We start from the raw sequence: 16,973 nt of genomic DNA, 5'->3' as shown, positions 1-16,973 counted from the left end.
CCGGTCGTCCCGCCCGGGGCGTGGGCCGCTACTTCTCCCGCACGGCGGCGGTGATCCGGTGCAGGGCGAAGGTGTGCAGCATCTCCGTGCGCTCGTCCTCCGCCCGCAGGTAGCCGGCGCCGATCGACACCGGCCGGACCAGCCGGGACGCGGTCGCCCCGTGTGCGTCGACGTACCCCACCCAGACCCGCGCCTTGTCCCGGACCGCCTGTTGCAGCACGGCGATCGCGTCGGCGTGGCTGTGCACCGGCACCGGTCCGGTCCGCGCCCCGACGGCGGTGCGGACCGAGGCGGGGGCCCGCCGGGCCGCCCGCGCCGCCGCCTCCCCGCGCCGGATCTGCTCCACCACACCGAGCAGGCGGGGCATGGCCAGGCGCGGGGTGGCCAGCGGGTCCACCGCCCGGGACGCCGGCACCCGGGTCGGCGCGCGCCGGGTCTTCGGCCGGGCCAACACCGCCGCGCCGCTGGCGTCCTCCGGCACCGGTGCGTACCCGGCGTCGCGCAGCGTGGTCAGCAGCAGCTTGCTCTGGTACGGGGTGACCAGCACGGTCGGGGCGAGCCGGCGCAGCGCCAGTGACTCCAGGCGGCGGTCGGCGAGCACCTCGGCCAGCAGCGCCTCGTCGTCGCTGCGCAGGTACCCGCCGGCCGAGCCGGCCCGCAGTCCGCCGTGCCGGCGGGCCACGTCGTCGATCAGGTACGTCAACCCCTGCGGCACCGGGGTCCGGGACCGGCGGGCGAAGAGGGCGTGCAGGTCGTCACCGGAGTACCCGGCGTCCAGCGCCCGCCGGACGCTCGCCGTGGTGACCCGGTGCACGCTGGCCCCGCCGGCCGACTCGGGCTCGGCGACCGCCTCCAACTCCCCGGCGAGCGCCGGCTCGGGCGGCCCGGGGACCACCACGGTCAGGTCGGCCTGGACGAGGAAGTGGTCCACCGGGGCGGGCAGCAGCGCGTCCAGCGCCCGCACGGCGGTCGACGGCTCCCCGCCCGCCCCCTCGGCGAGCAGCCCCAACGGGTCCTCCTGACCCCGCTCGTCGGCGGCGGTGACCTCGGCCAGCAGCAGCCGGCCGTACGAGGTGAGCGCCCCCAGCCCGGTCACGCCCAGCGTGGCCGCCTCGGTGAGCACCTGCCGGTGCGCGGCCTCCCGGCCCCGGCTGCGCCGGGGCGCGTGCCACTCCAGCAGCGCCAGCACCTCGTCGACGGTGGGGGCGGTCGCCGGCGTCAGGTCGGCGAGCACCCCGAGGACGGCCCGCCGGGCGGCCGGCGCGCCGGCCCGTTCCGCCTCGGCGGAGAGCACCGTGATCGGGCGGTCCCGGTCGTCGCGCTGGCCGACCAGCCCGGCCTGCCGGGACATCGCCAGCCAGCCCCGGGCGAGCTGCTCCCAGCGCTGGGCCAGGGAGCCGGTGCGCCACACCTCGTACCCGGCGGTGGGCAGCACCTGCTGGTCGGCCCCGTACCGGCCGGCGGTGGCCCCGGGCAGGTCCAGCTCGCCGAGGAGCGCCGCCGCGTACGCCACCTCCAGCAGCAGGGCGGTGGTCGGCTCGTCCAGCCCGACGGCGCGGGCCAGCCGGCGCAGCTCGCGGACGCCCAGGCCACCCGAGCGCAGCAGCGGTACCGGCTCGACGGAGAGCTGCTCCAGCAGCGCCTCGGTGTGCCGGACCACCTCCATGGCCTGCCCGGCTCCGGCGGAGTCGACGGCCTTCGGCTCGCGCGGCGCGGTGGCGACCGGCGGCGGGGCGGTCCGCAGCGGGCCGAGCGGGCCGGTGTCCCGCCGCAGCAGCAGCCCCACCTCCCGGGGCAGCTCCACGGTGCCGGTCGCGCCGGCCCGACCGCCGGAGACCAGCACCAGCAGCCGGTTGTCGACCAGCCAGCGCACCGGGGAGCCGGTGGGCGCGCCGCCGTTGGTGGGGTCCGGCGGGACGCTGCCCTCCGTGCCGGTCGCCGGGGCCTGCAACGCGCCCGGCGGGACGCTGCCCACCGGCGGTCCGGCGGCCAGCCGGTCCAGGATCGCCCGCGCCGAGGCCGGCGCGGCCAGCACCGTCCGGCGCAGCTTCGCCGGGTCCGCGCAGAGCGCCGCCGTCGCCGGGTCCAGCTCCGACGCGGGTCGGCCGAGACCCGCCGGGTACGGCGACACCTCGTCGACCGACTCGACCACCCGCAGGCCGCCCTCCGGGCCGTACAGCAGGAACAGGTCGCGCAGCCGGCGCAGCGTGGCGCGGACGGCGTCGGGGGCGGGCGGGTTCGGCCCGGCGGTGGCCGTGGCGAGCACCGCCTCGACGGTGGTGGTGCCCTCGTCGGGGTGCCGGGTCAGTCGGGCGGCGTCGAGGATCTGGAGGGTGAACTGGTCCAGCCCGTCGAGGGCACGCGCCACCGACACCCGCGACCGGGCCCGGGTGGCGAGCGCGCCGAGGTCGGCCGGGACCGGTACGACCAGGTCCGGCCGCTGCTGGAGGAGCGCGGCGAGGGAGTCGTCGGGCAGCGACCGCAGGTGGTCCGCGAGTGAGGTGGTCATCGTCGTTCCACGCTAGCCCGCCGGAGGGCCCCCGCGCCCCTCGGACATCCGGGGAGGACCGGTGCCGGGAGGTACCGTCGCGGCATGCCCCTTCTGACGGTCGGCTTCGACCTCGACATGACCCTGGTCGACTCGCGCCCCGGCATCGCCGCCACGTTCCGGGCGTTGAGCGCCCGTACCGGCGTGTACGTCGACGTCGACGCCGTGGTGTCCCGCCTGGGTCCCCCGCTGCGTACCGAACTGGCCCACTGGTTCCCGGCCGAGCAGGTGGAGGCCGCCGCGCTGGCCTACCGGGAGCTGTACCCGGCGTACGCGATCACGCCGACCGTGCCGATGCCCGGCGCGGTCGCGGCGATCGAGGCGGTGCACGCCCAGGGTGGCCGGGTGCTGGTGGTCACCGCGAAGATGGGCAGCCTCGCCCGGCTGCACCTGGACCACCTCGGCCTGGCCGTCGACGAGGTGGACGGTGACCTGTTCGCCGAGCAGAAGGCGACCGCGCTACGCACCCACGGGGCGACCCACTACGTGGGCGACCACGTCGCCGACATGGTGGCCGCCCGGACGGCCGGGGTGCCGGGGCTCGCGGTCGCCACCGGGCCCTGCTCGGCGGAGGAGTTGCGGGCCGCCGGGGCGGAACTGGTGCTGGATGATCTCACCGGATTCCCGGCGGCGCTGGCAGACGTGCTCCGGCTAGCCTTGCAGGAGTAGTCGTTCGAGCGAAGCAGGGGATCTGAAGGTGCCGACGGGTCGAGTGAAGTGGTACGACGCGACCAAGGGATACGGGTTTGTCACCAGTGACGAAGGTGGCGACGTCTTCCTGCCCAAGGTTGCGCTGCCGGCGGGCGTCACCGACCTCAAGGGCGGGCAGCGGGTCGACTTCAGCGTGGTGGACAGCCGTCGGGGCGTCCAGGCGATGGGGGTCAAGCTGCTCGACGCCCCGCCGTCGGTGGCCGAGCTGCGTCGCCGCCCGGCCGAGGAGCTGCACGGCCTGGTCGAGGACATGATCAAGGTGCTGGAGGCGAAGGTCCAGCCGGACCTGCGCCGGGGCCGGTTCCCGGATCGCAAGACGGCGCAGAAGATCGCTCAGCTCGTCCACGCGGTGGCCCGCGAACTGGAGGTCTGAGGCACCAGCCCGGCGTCGGCGGCGCGATCCAGCAGCGCCGCCACGGCGGCGTGTCCGGCCTCGCCCAGGTCCGCGGTGAACTCGTTGACGTACAGGCCGATGTGCCGGTCCACCACGTCCGGCTCCATCTCCTGGGCGTGCGTCAGGACGTACCCACGGCTGGCGGCCGGGTCGGCCCACGCCTGCCGGACGGATTCGCGGATCCACCCGGCGGCGGCCTCCGGGTCGACCCGGCCGCGCCGGGCCAGGATCGCGCCGAGCGGGATCGGGAGGCCGGTGTCGGCCTCCCACCACTCGCCCAGGTCCACCAGGGCGGTCAGGCCGTGCCGGGGGTACGTGAACCGCGCCTCGTGGATCACCAGCCCGGCGTCGTACCGGCCGGCGGCCACCCCCGGCATGATCTCGTGGAACGGCACCACCTCGATCCGCGCCGGTGGCCGCTCCGCCGACCAGAGCCGGAACAGCAGGTACGCCGTGGTCCGGTCACCCGGCACCGCGACGGTCGCCCCGCTGAGGTCGGTGCTCGGGCGGTCGCCCCGGGTGAGCACCAACGGCCCGCAGCCCCGCCCGAGCGCCCCGCCGCAGGGCAGCAGATGGTAGTCGTCGAGCAGCCAGGGCAGCGCGGCGTAACTCACCTTGACCAGGTCGAACGCCCCCCGCTCGGCAGCCGTGTTGGTCACGTCCACGTCCGCGTAGGTCACCTCGACCGGCGGCGCCCCGGGCACCCGCCCGTGCACCAGCGCGTGGAAGACGAACGTGTCGTTGGGGCAGGGCGAGATCGCCAGGGAGAGCGCCACGCCCCCACGGTAACTCCCGCCAGGCTCACGCCCCGCTCTCCACCCCCCGGCCCCCCGCCCCCCGCTGTCGGCGGCTGCCCGACGCCGGACCGGGGGAAGGGGAAGGCGGGCATGTAGTTCCGACATCCTTTCGAACTGCCCCTAACGACGGGGCAGCCAGGCTCGCGGATTGTCGGGTGGCCTGGCTCGCCGGGGGCCGTCGGTGGGTCGGGGCACCTGGTGGTCGGGACGTGCGTTGGTCGTGGCCTCTGGTGGCCGGGCGTCTGGTGGTCGGGACGTCCGTGGGTCGGGGCGTCCGGTGGGTCGGGGCGTCGGTGGTCGGGGCGTCGGTTGGCCGGGGCCTCTGGTGGTCGGGCGTCTGGTGGTCGGGGCTTCTGATGGCCGGAACGTCCGTTGGTCGGGGCGTCTGGTGGTCAGGACGCCGGCTGGTCGGGTGGCCGTCGGTTGGGCGGGGGCGCGCCTGGTGGTCGGTGGCGTCGGTTGGTCCGGCGGTCCTCTAGACGGGGCAGCTCGAAAGGATGCCCACAAGGACATCGTCGTGCGGTGGAGCGGGTTATCCACAGGTTTTCCACAGGCTGTCGGTGTGGGGTGGCGTGGCGGGTGGCCGGGGCAGCACCATCGACGGGTGATAGGGGCGACGAGCGCGTTGGATGTCGGTGCCGCCCTGCGCGCGTTGCGCCGGCGGGCCGACCTGAGCCAGCGGGAACTGGCGGCGCGGTCGGGGGTGCCGAAGAGCACCATCGCCCGGCTGGAGGCGGGACAGGGCGCCGATCCCCGGTTGCGCACCGTGGAACGGTTGGTACGGGCCGTCGGTGGGGAACTGACCATCGACCTGCCCGGTGAGCGCGGGGAAGCCGGCGGTCCGCCGGCGCTGCCTCGGGTGCCGCACGAGGAACTGCGGGACGAGGCCGGTCGCCGGTATCCGGCGCACCTGGACGTCTGGCCGGTGCGGGAGCCGAAGGACTGGCCCGGCGCGTGGTGGGCGCACTGGTACAACCTGCCCCCGAAGCGGTGGCCGTTGAGGCTGCCCGCGGCGACGTACGAGCGAAACCGGGGTTACCGGGACGCGCGCCGTCGGGCGGAGCAGGTCCGCCGCGAGGTGGTGGTGCGTCGGGTCACCGGGGGTGGTTTGCCCGACACGTCCTGGCGTTTCGTCGCAGAGCTTCCGGACGGCACGCTGCTCGGCGAGTTGCGGGCGCACGAGCGGAGCCCCTACCTCGACGTCGGCTCCGGTGCCGAGGCGGAGCGGGAGTTGGTGCTCGACGGATGTCTGGTCGTGGCGGAGCACCGGAGGCTCGGGATCGGGCGGCGTCTGGTCACGGCGCTGGCCGACGAGATGGTCCGCCGGGGCGTCGGCGGCGCGTACGCGCTGGCGGTCGGGAACGGGATCGATCTCCTGCTCGCCTGCGGGTTCCGGATCGAGGCGGGCCGGCCGGCGGAGATGCGGCTCAGGACGCCCCCAGCGCCGCCCCGGCAGCCGTCAGCGCGGTGAGCGCCTCCCGCATCCGCCACGCCGACCGGTCGCGCGGGCCGATCGGGTTGGAGATGGTGCGGAGTTCGGCGAAGGGGAGACCGGCGTGGGCGGCGGCGACGGCGACGCCGTACCCCTCCATGGCCTCGGCCACGGCGGTCGGGTGCCGGGCGGTCAGCGTCGCGGTGCTGGCGGCGGTGCCGGTCACCGTGCTGACCGTCAGCACCGGGCCGACGGCCGCCCGGGGTAGCCGGGCCCGCAGGCCGGCCAGGAGCGCCGGGTCGGCGGGGAGGTCGCTGCCGCCGCCGAGCACCTCCGGTGGCATGCCCAGCTCGTCGACCGGGAGGAACCCCTCCGGCGACTCGGCGCCCAGGTCGGCCGCGATGCTGCGGTCACCGAGGACGGTGGCACCGACGGCCACCCGGCCGGTGAAGCCGCCGGCCACTCCCGCACTGATCACCGCCCGGTAGGGGCGGCCGGCGGCCTCGGCGAGCGCGAGGAGCCGGGCGGTGGCGGCGCCGGCGGCGGCCGGGCCGACGCCGACCGGCGCGACCGTCACCGTCGGGTCGGTCAGGCCCGCCCGGACGGCCTCCGCCTCCACCGGAACCGCCGTCACCACGAGCAGTCCGGCCGTCACGTGAGCACCGGCTCCCGCCAGGGCGGCACCGGCTCCCGCCACGGTGGCACCCGCCTTCGCGGGGGATGGCCCTCTCACGCCAGCGGGCCCGGGGCCTCGCGGCGGTTGCCGTCGTCGGCGCCGCCGGAGCCGCCGACGGCGGAGGACGGGCGGTAGATGTGGTAGCCGGGTGGGGCGAGCGGGGCGTCGTCGTCCACCGGCTCGCTCCGGCTGCCGGCCGGAGCGGGTGACGTGGGGGTGGGATCGTCGGTGTCCCCGCCGCTGCCGGTGCCCTCGCTGGCGGTGCCCTCGCCGGCGGTGTCGTCGGTGGCGGCGGTCCCGCCGGTCTCGGTGGCGGCGGTGAGTTCGTCGTCGGCCAGGGGACGGCCGAGCAGCCGTTCGGCGCGGAGCCGGCGGGCCACCACCACGCCCCGGGCGGCGGCGAGCACGCCGACGGCGGCGACCACCGCGATTCCGGTCCGGCCGTCGAAGGGTACGAGGCCGAGCCCGCCACCGGCGACGAAGGCGAGCATCAGCGCGGTCTCCGAGTGGGCGAACGAACTCGCCCGGAGCCGCTCCGGGATGCGTTCCTGGATCGACGCGTCCACGGCGAGCTTGGCGATGCCGCTCATCATGGCGGTGACCAGGCAGAGCAGGGCGACCATGGCGAGCGAGAAGCTCAGCGTGGCGAGGATCGCCACCCCGGCCACGACGATGATGCCGCTGGACTGGATCGCGGCGGGCCGGTGGATGCGCAGCCGGGTCCCGATCGCGGTGGCGAGGAAGGTGCCGGTGGCGAGCGCCCCACCGACCAGGCCGAGCGCGACCTCCGGACTTAGGTCCCGGCCGAGGACGCTGGTGTCCAGGTCACCCTTTTTGAGCGCGAACGCCAGGAAGAGCAGCAGGAAGCCGTAGAGCGCGCGCAGCGTCGCGGCTCCGGCGAGGGTGGCGATCACCAGCCGGCCCGCCGGCCGTCCCCGGCCCAGCGGCCGGTCCCGGTCGCTGCGCAGCGCCCGCAGCGGGCGGGGGACCCGTTCCGGTGGCTCGGAGTCCGCCTTCGGGGGCAGCCGCAACGCGATGACCATGCCGACCAGGAAGATCACCGAGGCGACCCGGAGCGGCCACTGCGGGCCGAACCAGAACGCGGCCAGCCCGATCGGGGCCACCAGCGCGCCGGCGATCGTGCCGTAGACGCTGGCGCGGGCGCCGACCTGGGAGAGCCCGAGCCCCTCGGGCAGCAGCCGGGGCACCGCCGCCGACCGGGCCACCCCGTAGGCGCGGGAGAGCGCGAGGACCCCGAACGCCGCCGGGTAGAGACCGAACCCGTGGATGTAGTCGGAGATCAACCAGGCCAGGAAGGCCCGCCCCAGCATGGTGACGGCCAGCGCGTACCGTCGGCCGTGCCGGAAGTGGTCGAGCAGGGGGCCGACCACGGGCGCCAGCATGGCGAACGGCACCATCGTCACCAGCAGGTAGAGCGCGACCTTGCTGCGGGCCTCGCCCAGCGGGACGTTGAAGAAGATCGTGCCGGCCAGGCCGATCGCGATCAGGGTGTCCCCGGCGCAGGAGACGGCGTGCAGGTCGAACAGGCGGACCATCCCGGTCTCGCCCCCGGCGCCCCGCGTGCGGGCCTGCCCGGCCTGCCGGGTGACCCAGCGTCCGGAGCTGACCGAGCCCCGGAACAGCAGCCGGGTGGCGCGGATGCCGGTGCCGACGGTCCGCCCGAGTACGGACCGCTCGGAGCGGGAGAACAGCGGCATGTGCACCATCCTCGCCCATCCGCCCCCCGAGTGCGCACCACCGTCGCAAGAACGTTGCCGGGGAGTCCCTGTCAGCCGGTACCGCCCATGGGGAACAATGGACGGGTGACCAGGCCCGCCAGCACCCGCGCCGCCCGCCTCGACCAGGTCTGCGCCGCCGCCGTGGAGGCGGCCCGTGCCGGCATCACCGAGGTGGGGCCCGACGACGTCGGCGATCACCTGAAGGCCGTCGCCGAGGGTGAACGGCTCGTCACGCACTACTTCGAGTGCCGGCTCGCCGGGTACCGGGGCTGGCAGTGGGGGGTGACCGTCACCCGGGTGCCGCGCAGCCGCAAGGTGACGATCTGCGAGACGGTGCTGCTGCCCGGCCCGGACGCGCTGCTGGCCCCCGGCTGGCTGCCCTGGCAGGAGCGGCTCAAGCCCGGTGACCTCGGCCCCGGCGACCTGCTCCCCACCCCGGCGGACGACGACCGGCTCGCCCCCGGGTACGTCCTCTCCGACGACCCGGCGGTCGAGGAGGTCGCCTGGGAGCTGGGTCTGGGGCGTCCCCGGGTGCTCTCCCGGGAGGGCCGGTCCGAGGCGGCCCAGCGGTGGTACGACGGTGACCACGGTCCCGCCGCCCCGATCTCGGTCGCCGCGCCGACCGCCGCCCGCTGCGGCAGTTGCGGCTTCTACCTGCCGCTGGCCGGTGCGCTGCGGCAGTCCTTCGGGGCGTGCGGCAACTTCTACGCCCCCGACGACGGCCGGGTGGTCAGCGCCGACCACGGGTGCGGCGCGCACTCGGAGACGCTGGTCGAGACGGGGGAGACCCCGGTGGACGAGCTGCCCACGGTGTACGACGACAGCGCCGTGGAGCCGGTGTCGGTGAGCCGGGCGCCCGGCTCAGTGGAGTCCGCCGAGCCGGCGGAGCCGTACGGGCACTCCTGACCGGCAGCCGGCGGGCTGGCCGGTGCTGAGCTAGTCCAGGCCGGCGGCGGCCCGGCGGCGACGCCGTTTCGCGTCGTGCCGCATCATCACCGCCAAACCGGGGAAGCCCCACAGAAAACCGGCCAGGCAGGTCCACAGCCAGTTCTCGTGCCCGTGCTCGGCCAGCCAGTCCCGGAAGAGGAGCAGGACCAGACCGGCCGCCGCCCAGGCGACGAGCCCGGCGACCGCGAACGGGACCATCGGCGGGTCGAGCGGCTCGGGCCGCGGCATCTGATCCTGTGCCACGGCACCGAGGGTACGCGATCCACCTTTCCCGCCCGCCGTCGATCTGCGACGATGCGCGCGACCAATCGATGATCAGTGTGAGGACCCGATGGCAGTAGCACCGCCCGACAAGGGCGTCGCGCCCGATCCCGCTCATCCCCGCAACGGCTTCGACCGGTACTTCGAGATCACCGCGCGTGGCTCGACGCTGGGTCGGGAGGTCCGCGGCGGCCTGGCGACGTTCTTCACGATGGCGTACATCGTGGTGCTCAACCCGTTGATCCTCGGCGCGGCCGTGGACGGCGACGGTCAGCGGCTGGCCATGCCGGCGCTGGCGGCGGCGACCGCGCTGGTCGCCGGCCTGATGACCATCCTGATGGGCGTGGTGGGCCGGTTCCCGCTGGCGGTCGCCGCCGGCCTCGGCGTCAACGCGCTGGTCGCGTACGAGATCGCCCCGGAGATGACCTGGGCGGACGCGATGGGCCTGGTGGTGATCGAGGGTGTGATCATCGCGGTGCTGGTGCTCACCGGCCTGCGGACGGCGGTGTTCCGGTCGGTGCCCACCCAGATGAAGACCGCGATCGGGGTCGGCATCGGGCTGTTCCTGACCATCATCGGTCTGGTCGACTCCGGTTTCGTCCGGCGCATCCCGGACGCGGCGAACACCACCGTGCCGGTCGGGCTGGGCATCGGCGGCAAGCTGGTGAGCTGGCCGATGCTGGTCTTCGTGGTGGGGCTGCTGCTGACCCTGGTGCTGGTGGTCCGCCGGGTCCGGGGGGCGATCCTGATCGGCATCCTCTCCGCGACCGCGTTGGCGATCGTCATGCAGGCGCTGTTCAACATCGGCCCGTCGGTGGTGGACGGGGTGTCCAACCCCAAGGGCTGGTCGCTGAACGTGCCGGAGATCCCGACGACGGTCGTGGACGTGCCGGACCTGTCCCTGCTCGGCAACTTCAACGTGCTCGACTCGTGGAGCCGGGCCGGCTGGCTGGTCGTGCTGATGTTCGTCTTCACGCTGTTGATCACGGACTTCTTCGACACCATGGGCACGATGGTCGCGGTCGGTCAGGAGGGGAGCATGCTCGACGAGCAGGGCACCCCGCCCCGGGCGAAGGAGATCCTGCTGGTCGACTCGATCGGCGCGGTGGCCGGTGGCACGGCGAGCGTCTCCAGCAACACGGCGTACGTGGAGAGCGCGGCCGGGGTCGCGGAGGGGGCCCGGACCGGGGCGGCGAACCTGGTCACCGGGGCGCTGTTCCTGCTGGCGATGTTCTTCGCCCCGCTGGTGGTGATCGTGCCGTTCGAGGCGGCCTCGACCGCCCTGGTGGTGGTCGGCTTCCTGATGATGACGGCGGTGCGGACCATCGACTGGTCGGACTACGAGATCGCCATCCCGGCCTTCCTCACCATCGTGCTGATGCCGTTCACCTACTCGATCTCCAACGGCATCGGCGCCGGCCTGATCGTGTACGTGGTCATGAAGCTGGCCCGGGGCAAGGCGCGGGAGGTGCACCCGCTGCTGTACGCGGTGGCCGCGCTCTTCGTCCTGTACTTCCTGCGCGGGCCGATCGAGTCCGTGCTGCTGTAAGAGGTGCCGCGGTAAGGGATCGACCGGGCCGGGGCTCCGTACGGGGTGCCCCGGCCCGTTCCCGTTTCGGGCGCTGGGTGAGCATGGTCTCATCATGGCTCCTCGGCCATGCTTGTTAGTTAGGCTAACTATCGTGACGGAGCGGACGGTGACGGCGAGACGCGTGCCACCGGCGCAACTGGCTCCCCAGTTGCGTGATGCGATCACCAGGCTGAATCGACGGGTCCGCCAGGCCCGGCCGGTCGGTGACCTGACGGTCACCCAGCTCTCCGCGCTCACCAGCATCCGGCTGGCGGGCGCGCTGACCCCTCGGGAACTGGCCGACATCGAACGGGTGCAACCACCCACGATGTCCAGGATCGTCGGGAAGTTGGAGGAACGCGGCCTCGTGCGGCGTACCCCCCACCCGACCGACGGACGGCAGGTCATCCTGGCCGTGACCGACGGGGGTCAGACGGTGCTCGACCAGTTCGAACGGGCCCGTGACGAGTGGCTGGCCGACCGGCTGGCCGCACTCGCCGAGGAGGACCGGGACACGCTACGGCGGGCCGCCGAGATCCTCCAGGGGCTGGCCCGCGCCTGACCGCGCCCGACCGCGCCCGGACCACCGGGCCGTGCCCGTACCGACGGGCCGAGCCCGCGCGTGCCCTCGCGCGCCCGCGCCACCGCGCCGCGCCGTCCGCCGTCGATGACGCGTACGAGCCGAGGAGGCGCACCAAGAGTGCAGGCCAGGTTGAGCACGATGTTCCAGTCCCTACAGGTCCGTAACTACCGACTCTTCGCCGCCGGGCAGTTGATCAAGCTGATCGGCGTCTGGATGATGTTCGTCGCCCAGGACTGGCTCGTGCTCGAGCTCTCGGACGACTCCGCCACCGCGCTCGGCGTGGTGGTGGCCCTCCAGTTCACCCCGGTACTCCTGCTCACGCTCCTCTCCGGGCGGCTCGCCGACCGGTACGACAAGCGGATGCTGCTCTTCGTCGCCAACGCGTTCTGGAGCGTGCTGGCGCTGGCCATGGCCCTGCTGGTCATCACCGACCTGGTCCAGCTCTGGCACGTCTTCGCCTTCGCCGCCCTGCTCGGCGTGGCGAACGCGGTGGAGACGCCGGTCCGGCAGGCGTTCGTCTCCGAACTCGTCGGCACCTCGCTGCTGCCCAACGCGCTGTCGCTGAGCGCGGCCGTGTTCAACTCGGCCCGGATCATCGGCCCCGCCGTGGCCGGCCTGGCCATCGCCGCCGTCGACGTCGGGCCGGTCTTCCTGGTCACCGCGCTCAGCTCGATCGCCCCGCTGGTCAACGTGGTCCGGATGCGTTCGGCCGAACTGCACCGTCCGGCCCTGCCGCCCCTGGAGGAGCGCGACTCGGCGAAGGTGGTCGACGGGCTCCGGTACGTCTGGCGCCGTCCCGACCTGCTGTTGCCGATGGCGGTGATGTCGGTGGTCGGGATGACGCTGTTCAACTTCCAGCTCACCCTCGCGGCGCTGGCCAAGACGGTCTTCAACACCGGGGCCGCCACCTTCGGCCTGTTCAGCACCGCCCTGGCGGTCGGCGCGCTGGCGGGAGCGCTCGCCGGCACCGGGCGGCGCAGCCGCCCCTCGGTGTGGGTGGTGCTCGGCGCGGCCGTCGGGGTCGCGGTCTTCGGCACCATGGTCGGGCTGGCCCCGGCGTACTGGATGGTGGTGCTCCTGCTGCTGCCGACCGGCTTCTTCATGGTCTACTTCGCGCAGGCCGCCAACCAGCGGGTCCAGCTCGGGGTCGACGCCGCCTTCCGGGGGCGGGTGATGGCGCTCTGGGTGCTCGTCTTCCTCGGCACCAACCCGGTCGGCGCCCCGCTGATCGGCTGGGTCGCGGAGACCTTCGGCGCCGGGGCGAGCATCTGGACCGGTGGCCTGCTCTCACTGGCCGCCACCCTGCTGGCGTTGGCCTGGCAGCTCCGCCGCGACGGAGCCCGGCTGCGGATACGGATGCTGCCCATCCCGCGCTTCTACGTCGTCTCCCGGACCGGTGAGGCTGCTGGGCTGCTGGCCCGCCACTGAGGTCGCTGCCGGTCCGGCGGCTGAGGTCGCTGCGGTGGGGCCGAGGGGCTGGTGGGGCGGATGGTGCTGCTGGGGCGCATGGGGCGGTGGCGGCGGAACTGGAGGTCGCGGATGGCAAGAAAGCGGTAGCGGTCGCCGCGTGCGGGCCGTAGCGTCGATGCGTGGGAGTCGATCGAACACTCTGGGTGATCCTGGCTCTCTTCGCGGCGGCCTGCCTGCCGGTGTTGATCGCCCTGGTCTTCTGCGCCGACGAGATCCTCGACCGGCTGGTCTGCGCGGTCTCCGAGTGGCGGGAACGCCGCCGGGAACGACGGACCATCGCCCGGCTGGACCGGGCGGTCGGGGCGGACGCGCTCACCCGCGACATCGACCTGCGTGAACTCGACCGGGAGGACCGCCTCCCACTCGAACAGATCGTCGCCGAACTGCGCACCCTCGGCACCCACCGGACCACGGCCGTCGGCCGGGCCGCCGTCTGGAAGGGCGGCACGGTCGAGGCGTACGACAGCCGGCTGCGGGCCGCCTGCCGGGCGCTCGGCATCGACGAGCACCTGACCGAGCTGACCGGCGTCGACCTGGAGATCGAGCGGGTCCGGGTGGAGGGCCTGCTGCACCGGGCCGGGATCGCGCTGCCCGCCGCCCGGGCCGAGCAGGGCGAGCGGCACCGGTGACCCCGCCGGCGGCGCTGGTCCTGGCGACGGGCGGCTCCGGTTGAGGCTCTTCGTCGGGGTCTTCCCACCCCCTGGCGCGGTTGAGCATCTCGTCGCCGAGGTGGCCCGGCTCCGGGTGGGCGTGGCCGCCGCCGCGGGCACGAACGTCCGGCTGGCCGACCCGACCCGGGCGCACCTGACCCTGGCCTTCCTCGGCGACGTCGGGTCGGAGCGGCTGCCCGGGGTGGAGCACGCGCTCGGCCTCGCCGCCGAGCGGACCCGGGGCGGGGCGCAGGGGCCGCCGGTGCTGCGGCTGGGCGGTGGCGGCCGGTTCGGCTGGGGGCGTACCACCGTGCTCTGGGTGGACGTGCGTGGTGACCTGCCCCGCCTGGTGACCCTGGCCGGCACGGTCCGCACCGGACTGGCCGCGATCGGCGTGCCCGCCGACGACAAGCCGTTCCGGCCGCACCTGACCATCGCCCGCCCCGCCGACCGGATGCCGCACGCCGACGTCGAGGCCGACCGGGCGGCCCTGGACAGCTACCTCGGGCCACCCTGGCCGGCCGCCGAACTGGTGCTGGTGCAGAGCCGGCCCGGCGTCGAGCCGGGCTACCGGCGGCTCGCCACCTGGCCCCTCTGAGCACGCCGGACAGGGCGAGGGCGCGCGGGACCCGGTGCGCCGGGCCGGCGGTGGGCCCGGCGAGGGGTCAGGAGGACTCGCGGGCCGCCGGGCCGCTGCCGAACAGGACGTCGTCCCAGCTCGGCAGGCGCTTGCGCGGCTTGCCGGCACCCTCGGTCGACTCGGTCGCCGCCGTCGCCGCGCCCGTGCGCCGGGGCCGGAGCACCGCCAGCGACGGCACGGCCGGGACCTCCTTCGGCGCGTCGGAGTCGTCGTCGAACGCGGAACCCTGGCCGCCGCCGAGCAGGGCGGCGGCCCCACCGCTGACGGCCCGCTGCCGGGACTGGTCCGGCCCGGCCAGCGCGGCCGGGGTACGCGGCTCCAGGCCCCGGCCGGAGGTCGAGCCGAGCGGCCGGTCGAGCGAGGCGAGCAGGGCGTCCCGGCCGGCCCGGATCGGGTCCCGCCCGGGGCGGCCCGGCTCGGCGGGCGTCGGCAGGCCGTGCCCACCGCCCCGGCTCGGCTCGCCGCGCGACGGGCCGGGCAGGGCGTGTCCGCCCCGCTCCGGTGCCGGCTCCTGCCCGAGGATCGGGGTGGGCCGCTCGGCGCAGAGGTACTGTGCCATGTCGTCGTGCGGGGCGACCTGCTGGCGGGTCTTGTCCAGGTCCCAGACGGCCTGGGCGGTGGCCTTGCCGGACGGCCAGGTGGCGACGATCCGCCAGGTGCCGTCGTCGCGCCGCCAGGCGTCCCAGGAGATCTTCTCCGTGTCGATGCCGTGCTGGGCCAGCCGGCCGTTGACCACCTCGGCGAGCGGGGTGGGCTTCTCCGCGCCCTTGAGCCGGGTGCGACGGGCGTGCTGGGCGAGCATGGCCCGCTCCTGGAGCACCGGCCCGGCGTAGCGCAGGACCCGGTCGACCGGCACGCCGGCGATCCGGGCGACGTCCTCGGCGGACTCGCCGGCCCGGATCTTGGCCTGGATGTCCCGGGGGGAGAGCGACGGCACCGGGTCGGCGGCGGGCCCGGCCGACGCCACGGTCAGCGGCGGGGTGCTGCCGGGCTCGGCGTGCATCGCCGTGGCGACCCGTTCGTCGATGGGCAGGGCGAGCAGTCGCCCGACCTCGTCGGCGAGCACCAGAGCCTGGCCGTCCTCGGAGAGGGCGACGAAGCGTACTGGGCGCATAGCGTTGCCTCCGTCCCGCTTCGCTGGCCGCACGCCACGAGTCGGCCACCCGGGCGTCTCGCCCCACGGTACGCCCATCCGGGTCAGGTTGTGGGACGCCACGCCCGCATGTCGTGGATGACCAGCCTGATCAGTCAGTCGGGGCCGCCGTCCGGCGGTCGGCGGCGGCCCCTTCGACGGTACGCCTCGTCGATGCCGGGTGACGAGACCGCGCGGCGCTACAGGCGCTCGACGACGTAGTCGATCGACGCGGTGAGCGCCTCCACGTCGGTCGGCTCGACGGCCGGGAAGAGCGCCACCCGGAGCTGGTTGCGGCCCAGCTTCCGGTACGGCTCGGTGTCCACGATGCCGTTGGCGCGCAGCGCCTTGGCGATCGCGGCGGCGTCCACCCCGTCGGCGAAGTCGATGGTGGCGACCACGTTCGACCGCAGGGCGGGGTCGGTGACGAAGGGCGTCGCCACGGTGGAGCGCTCGGCCCAGCCGTAGACGATCCCGGCGCTCTCCGCCGTGCGCTTCGCCGCCCAGGCCAGCCCGCCCTGGGAGTTCATCCAGTCGGTCTGCTCGGCGGCCAGGAAGATGGTGGCCAGCGCCGGCGTGTTGTACGTCTGCTCCAGCCGCGAGTTGTCGATCGCGGTGACCAGGTCGAGGAAGGCCGGGATGTACCGACCCGAGCCCTTGATCTCGGCGGCCCGCTCCAGCGCGGCCGGCGACATCAGGGCCAGCCAGAGGCCACCGTCGGAGCCGAAGCACTTCTGCGGGGCGAAGTAGTAGACGTCGGTCTCGCCGACGTTGACGTCCAGCCCGCCCGCGCCGGAGGTGGCGTCGACCAGCAGCAGCGAGCCCGGGTCCGCGCCGGCCACCCGGCTGATCGGCACCGCGACGCCGGTCGAGGTCTCGTTCTGCGGGGTGGCGTAGACGTCCACCCCGGCCTCGGCGGCCAGCGCCGGGGCGCTGCCCGGGTCGGCCTTGCGGACGGTCGGCTCACCGAGGAAGGGCGCGTCCTTGACCGACTTGGCGAACTTCGCGCCGAACTCGCCGAAGCTGGCGAACTGGGCCCGGTCCCGGACCAGCCCGAAGGTGGCGACCTCCCAGAAGGCGGTGGTGCCACCGTTGCCGATGACGACCTCGTACCCCTCGGGGAGGGAGAAGAACTCGGCGATGCCGGACCGCAGCCGGGCCACCTGGTCACGGACGGTCTTCTGCCGGTGCGAGGTGCCCAGGACGCTGGTCGCCACGTCGGCGAGGGCGGAGACGGCCGCCGGACGGACCTTGGACGGCCCGCAGCCGAACCGCCCGTCGGCGGGCTTGATGTCGTCAGGAATCCGGATGGTCGAAACGTCAGCCACGGTTATCGAAGATCCTTCCGCATGGGCGGGGGCCCGGGTGAGCTGGCCGGCGCGGACCGTCGGCGGCACGTACGCCTCGGCGCACGGTGGGCCG

General features: G+C 74.7%; 16 protein-coding genes. 9 read left to right on the top strand and 7 right to left on the bottom strand.

All coding sequences use genetic code 11. The annotated features are described in order from the left end of the window. Positions 1–28: 28 nt before the first annotated feature. Complete coding sequence (locus ACQUFX_RS23370; RefSeq protein ID WP_428962444.1) at positions 29–2,509, bottom strand: helicase-associated domain-containing protein; 2,481 nt, start codon at positions 2,507–2,509, stop codon at positions 29–31. Positions 2,510–2,593: 84 nt separating this feature from the next. Between ACQUFX_RS23370 and ACQUFX_RS23365 the strand changes: the two genes are divergently transcribed. Together ACQUFX_RS23365 and ACQUFX_RS23360 are read left to right on the top strand one after the other, a co-directional pair. Beyond that, positions 2,594–3,217, top strand: a complete 624-nt coding sequence (locus ACQUFX_RS23365) for an HAD family hydrolase (protein WP_428962443.1) — start codon at positions 2,594–2,596, stop codon at positions 3,215–3,217. A 28-nt stretch (positions 3,218–3,245) separates the two neighbouring features. Further along, positions 3,246–3,632: a cold-shock protein gene (locus ACQUFX_RS23360; protein WP_067364303.1), complete on the top strand. Its 387-nt coding sequence runs from the start codon at positions 3,246–3,248 to the stop codon at positions 3,630–3,632. Here ACQUFX_RS23360 and ACQUFX_RS23355 read toward each other — a convergent pair. Continuing rightward, positions 3,593–4,429 (bottom strand): 1,4-dihydroxy-6-naphthoate synthase, encoded by an 837-nt coding sequence (locus tag ACQUFX_RS23355; RefSeq protein WP_428962442.1) that lies wholly within the window; start codon positions 4,427–4,429, stop codon positions 3,593–3,595. The genes ACQUFX_RS23360 and ACQUFX_RS23355 overlap by 40 nt on opposite strands. Positions 4,430–5,054: 625 nt before the next feature. Here ACQUFX_RS23355 and ACQUFX_RS23350 point away from each other — a divergent pair. Next, positions 5,055–5,921: a GNAT family N-acetyltransferase gene (locus ACQUFX_RS23350; protein ID WP_428962441.1), complete on the top strand. Its 867-nt coding sequence runs from the start codon at positions 5,055–5,057 to the stop codon at positions 5,919–5,921. Here ACQUFX_RS23350 and ACQUFX_RS23345 read toward each other — a convergent pair. Both ACQUFX_RS23345 and ACQUFX_RS23340 read right to left on the bottom strand, forming a co-directional pair. Continuing rightward, positions 5,878–6,537 (bottom strand): futalosine hydrolase, encoded by a 660-nt coding sequence (locus ACQUFX_RS23345; RefSeq protein ID WP_428962440.1) that lies wholly within the window; start codon positions 6,535–6,537, stop codon positions 5,878–5,880. The genes ACQUFX_RS23350 and ACQUFX_RS23345 overlap by 44 nt on opposite strands. A gap of 74 nt (positions 6,538–6,611) precedes the next feature. Then, positions 6,612–8,276 carry an MFS transporter gene (locus ACQUFX_RS23340; protein WP_428962439.1) on the bottom strand — a complete coding sequence of 555 codons (1,665 nt, stop codon included), beginning with the start codon at positions 8,274–8,276 and terminating at the stop codon, positions 6,612–6,614. Positions 8,277–8,363: 87 nt separating this feature from the next. Here ACQUFX_RS23340 and ACQUFX_RS23335 point away from each other — a divergent pair, with 87 nt between their 5' ends. Beyond that, positions 8,364–9,203, top strand: a complete 840-nt coding sequence (locus tag ACQUFX_RS23335; RefSeq protein WP_067364316.1) for a DUF3027 domain-containing protein — start codon at positions 8,364–8,366, stop codon at positions 9,201–9,203. Positions 9,204–9,233: 30 nt separating this feature from the next. Here the strand turns inward: ACQUFX_RS23335 and ACQUFX_RS23330 are convergent, their stop codons facing one another. Next, positions 9,234–9,473 (bottom strand): DUF2530 domain-containing protein, encoded by a 240-nt coding sequence (locus ACQUFX_RS23330; RefSeq protein ID WP_428967047.1) that lies wholly within the window; start codon positions 9,471–9,473, stop codon positions 9,234–9,236. Between the two features lie 103 nt (positions 9,474–9,576). Between ACQUFX_RS23330 and ACQUFX_RS23325 the strand changes: the two genes are divergently transcribed. The 5 genes from ACQUFX_RS23325 (at position 9,577) to thpR (ending at position 14,377) form a co-directional block, all read left to right on the top strand. Next, complete coding sequence (locus ACQUFX_RS23325; RefSeq protein WP_428962438.1) at positions 9,577–11,055, top strand: NCS2 family permease; 1,479 nt, start codon at positions 9,577–9,579, stop codon at positions 11,053–11,055. A 133-nt stretch (positions 11,056–11,188) separates the two neighbouring features. Then, entirely contained in the window at positions 11,189–11,638 is a 450-nt protein-coding gene (locus ACQUFX_RS23320) for a MarR family winged helix-turn-helix transcriptional regulator (protein ID WP_211271921.1), read from the top strand. A gap of 138 nt (positions 11,639–11,776) precedes the next feature. Further along, a complete protein-coding gene (locus ACQUFX_RS23315; protein ID WP_428962437.1) occupies positions 11,777–13,087 on the top strand; it encodes an MFS transporter in 1,311 nt (436 codons plus the stop codon). Between the two features lie 161 nt (positions 13,088–13,248). After that, positions 13,249–13,758 (top strand): hypothetical protein, encoded by a 510-nt coding sequence (locus tag ACQUFX_RS23310; protein ID WP_428962436.1) that lies wholly within the window; start codon positions 13,249–13,251, stop codon positions 13,756–13,758. A gap of 40 nt (positions 13,759–13,798) precedes the next feature. Further along, positions 13,799–14,377 (top strand): RNA 2',3'-cyclic phosphodiesterase, encoded by a 579-nt coding sequence (gene thpR / locus ACQUFX_RS23305; RefSeq protein WP_428962435.1) that lies wholly within the window; start codon positions 13,799–13,801, stop codon positions 14,375–14,377. Between the two features lie 67 nt (positions 14,378–14,444). Here thpR and sepH read toward each other — a convergent pair whose 3' ends face one another. Both sepH and serC read right to left on the bottom strand, forming a co-directional pair. Next, entirely contained in the window at positions 14,445–15,533 is a 1,089-nt protein-coding gene (sepH, locus tag ACQUFX_RS23300) for a septation protein SepH (protein WP_428962434.1), read from the bottom strand. Between the two features lie 218 nt (positions 15,534–15,751). After that, complete coding sequence (gene serC / locus ACQUFX_RS23295) at positions 15,752–16,879, bottom strand: phosphoserine transaminase (RefSeq protein ID WP_067364340.1); 1,128 nt, start codon at positions 16,877–16,879, stop codon at positions 15,752–15,754. Between the last annotated feature and the right edge of the window lie 94 nt (positions 16,880–16,973).

It is taken from the genome of Micromonospora fluostatini (genome assembly GCF_050410825.1).
Lineage (GTDB): Bacteria > Actinomycetota > Actinomycetes > Mycobacteriales > Micromonosporaceae > Micromonospora > Micromonospora rosaria.
The sequence above is the reverse complement of the archived record's forward strand: the minus strand, read 5'-3'. Positions and strand labels throughout refer to the sequence as shown.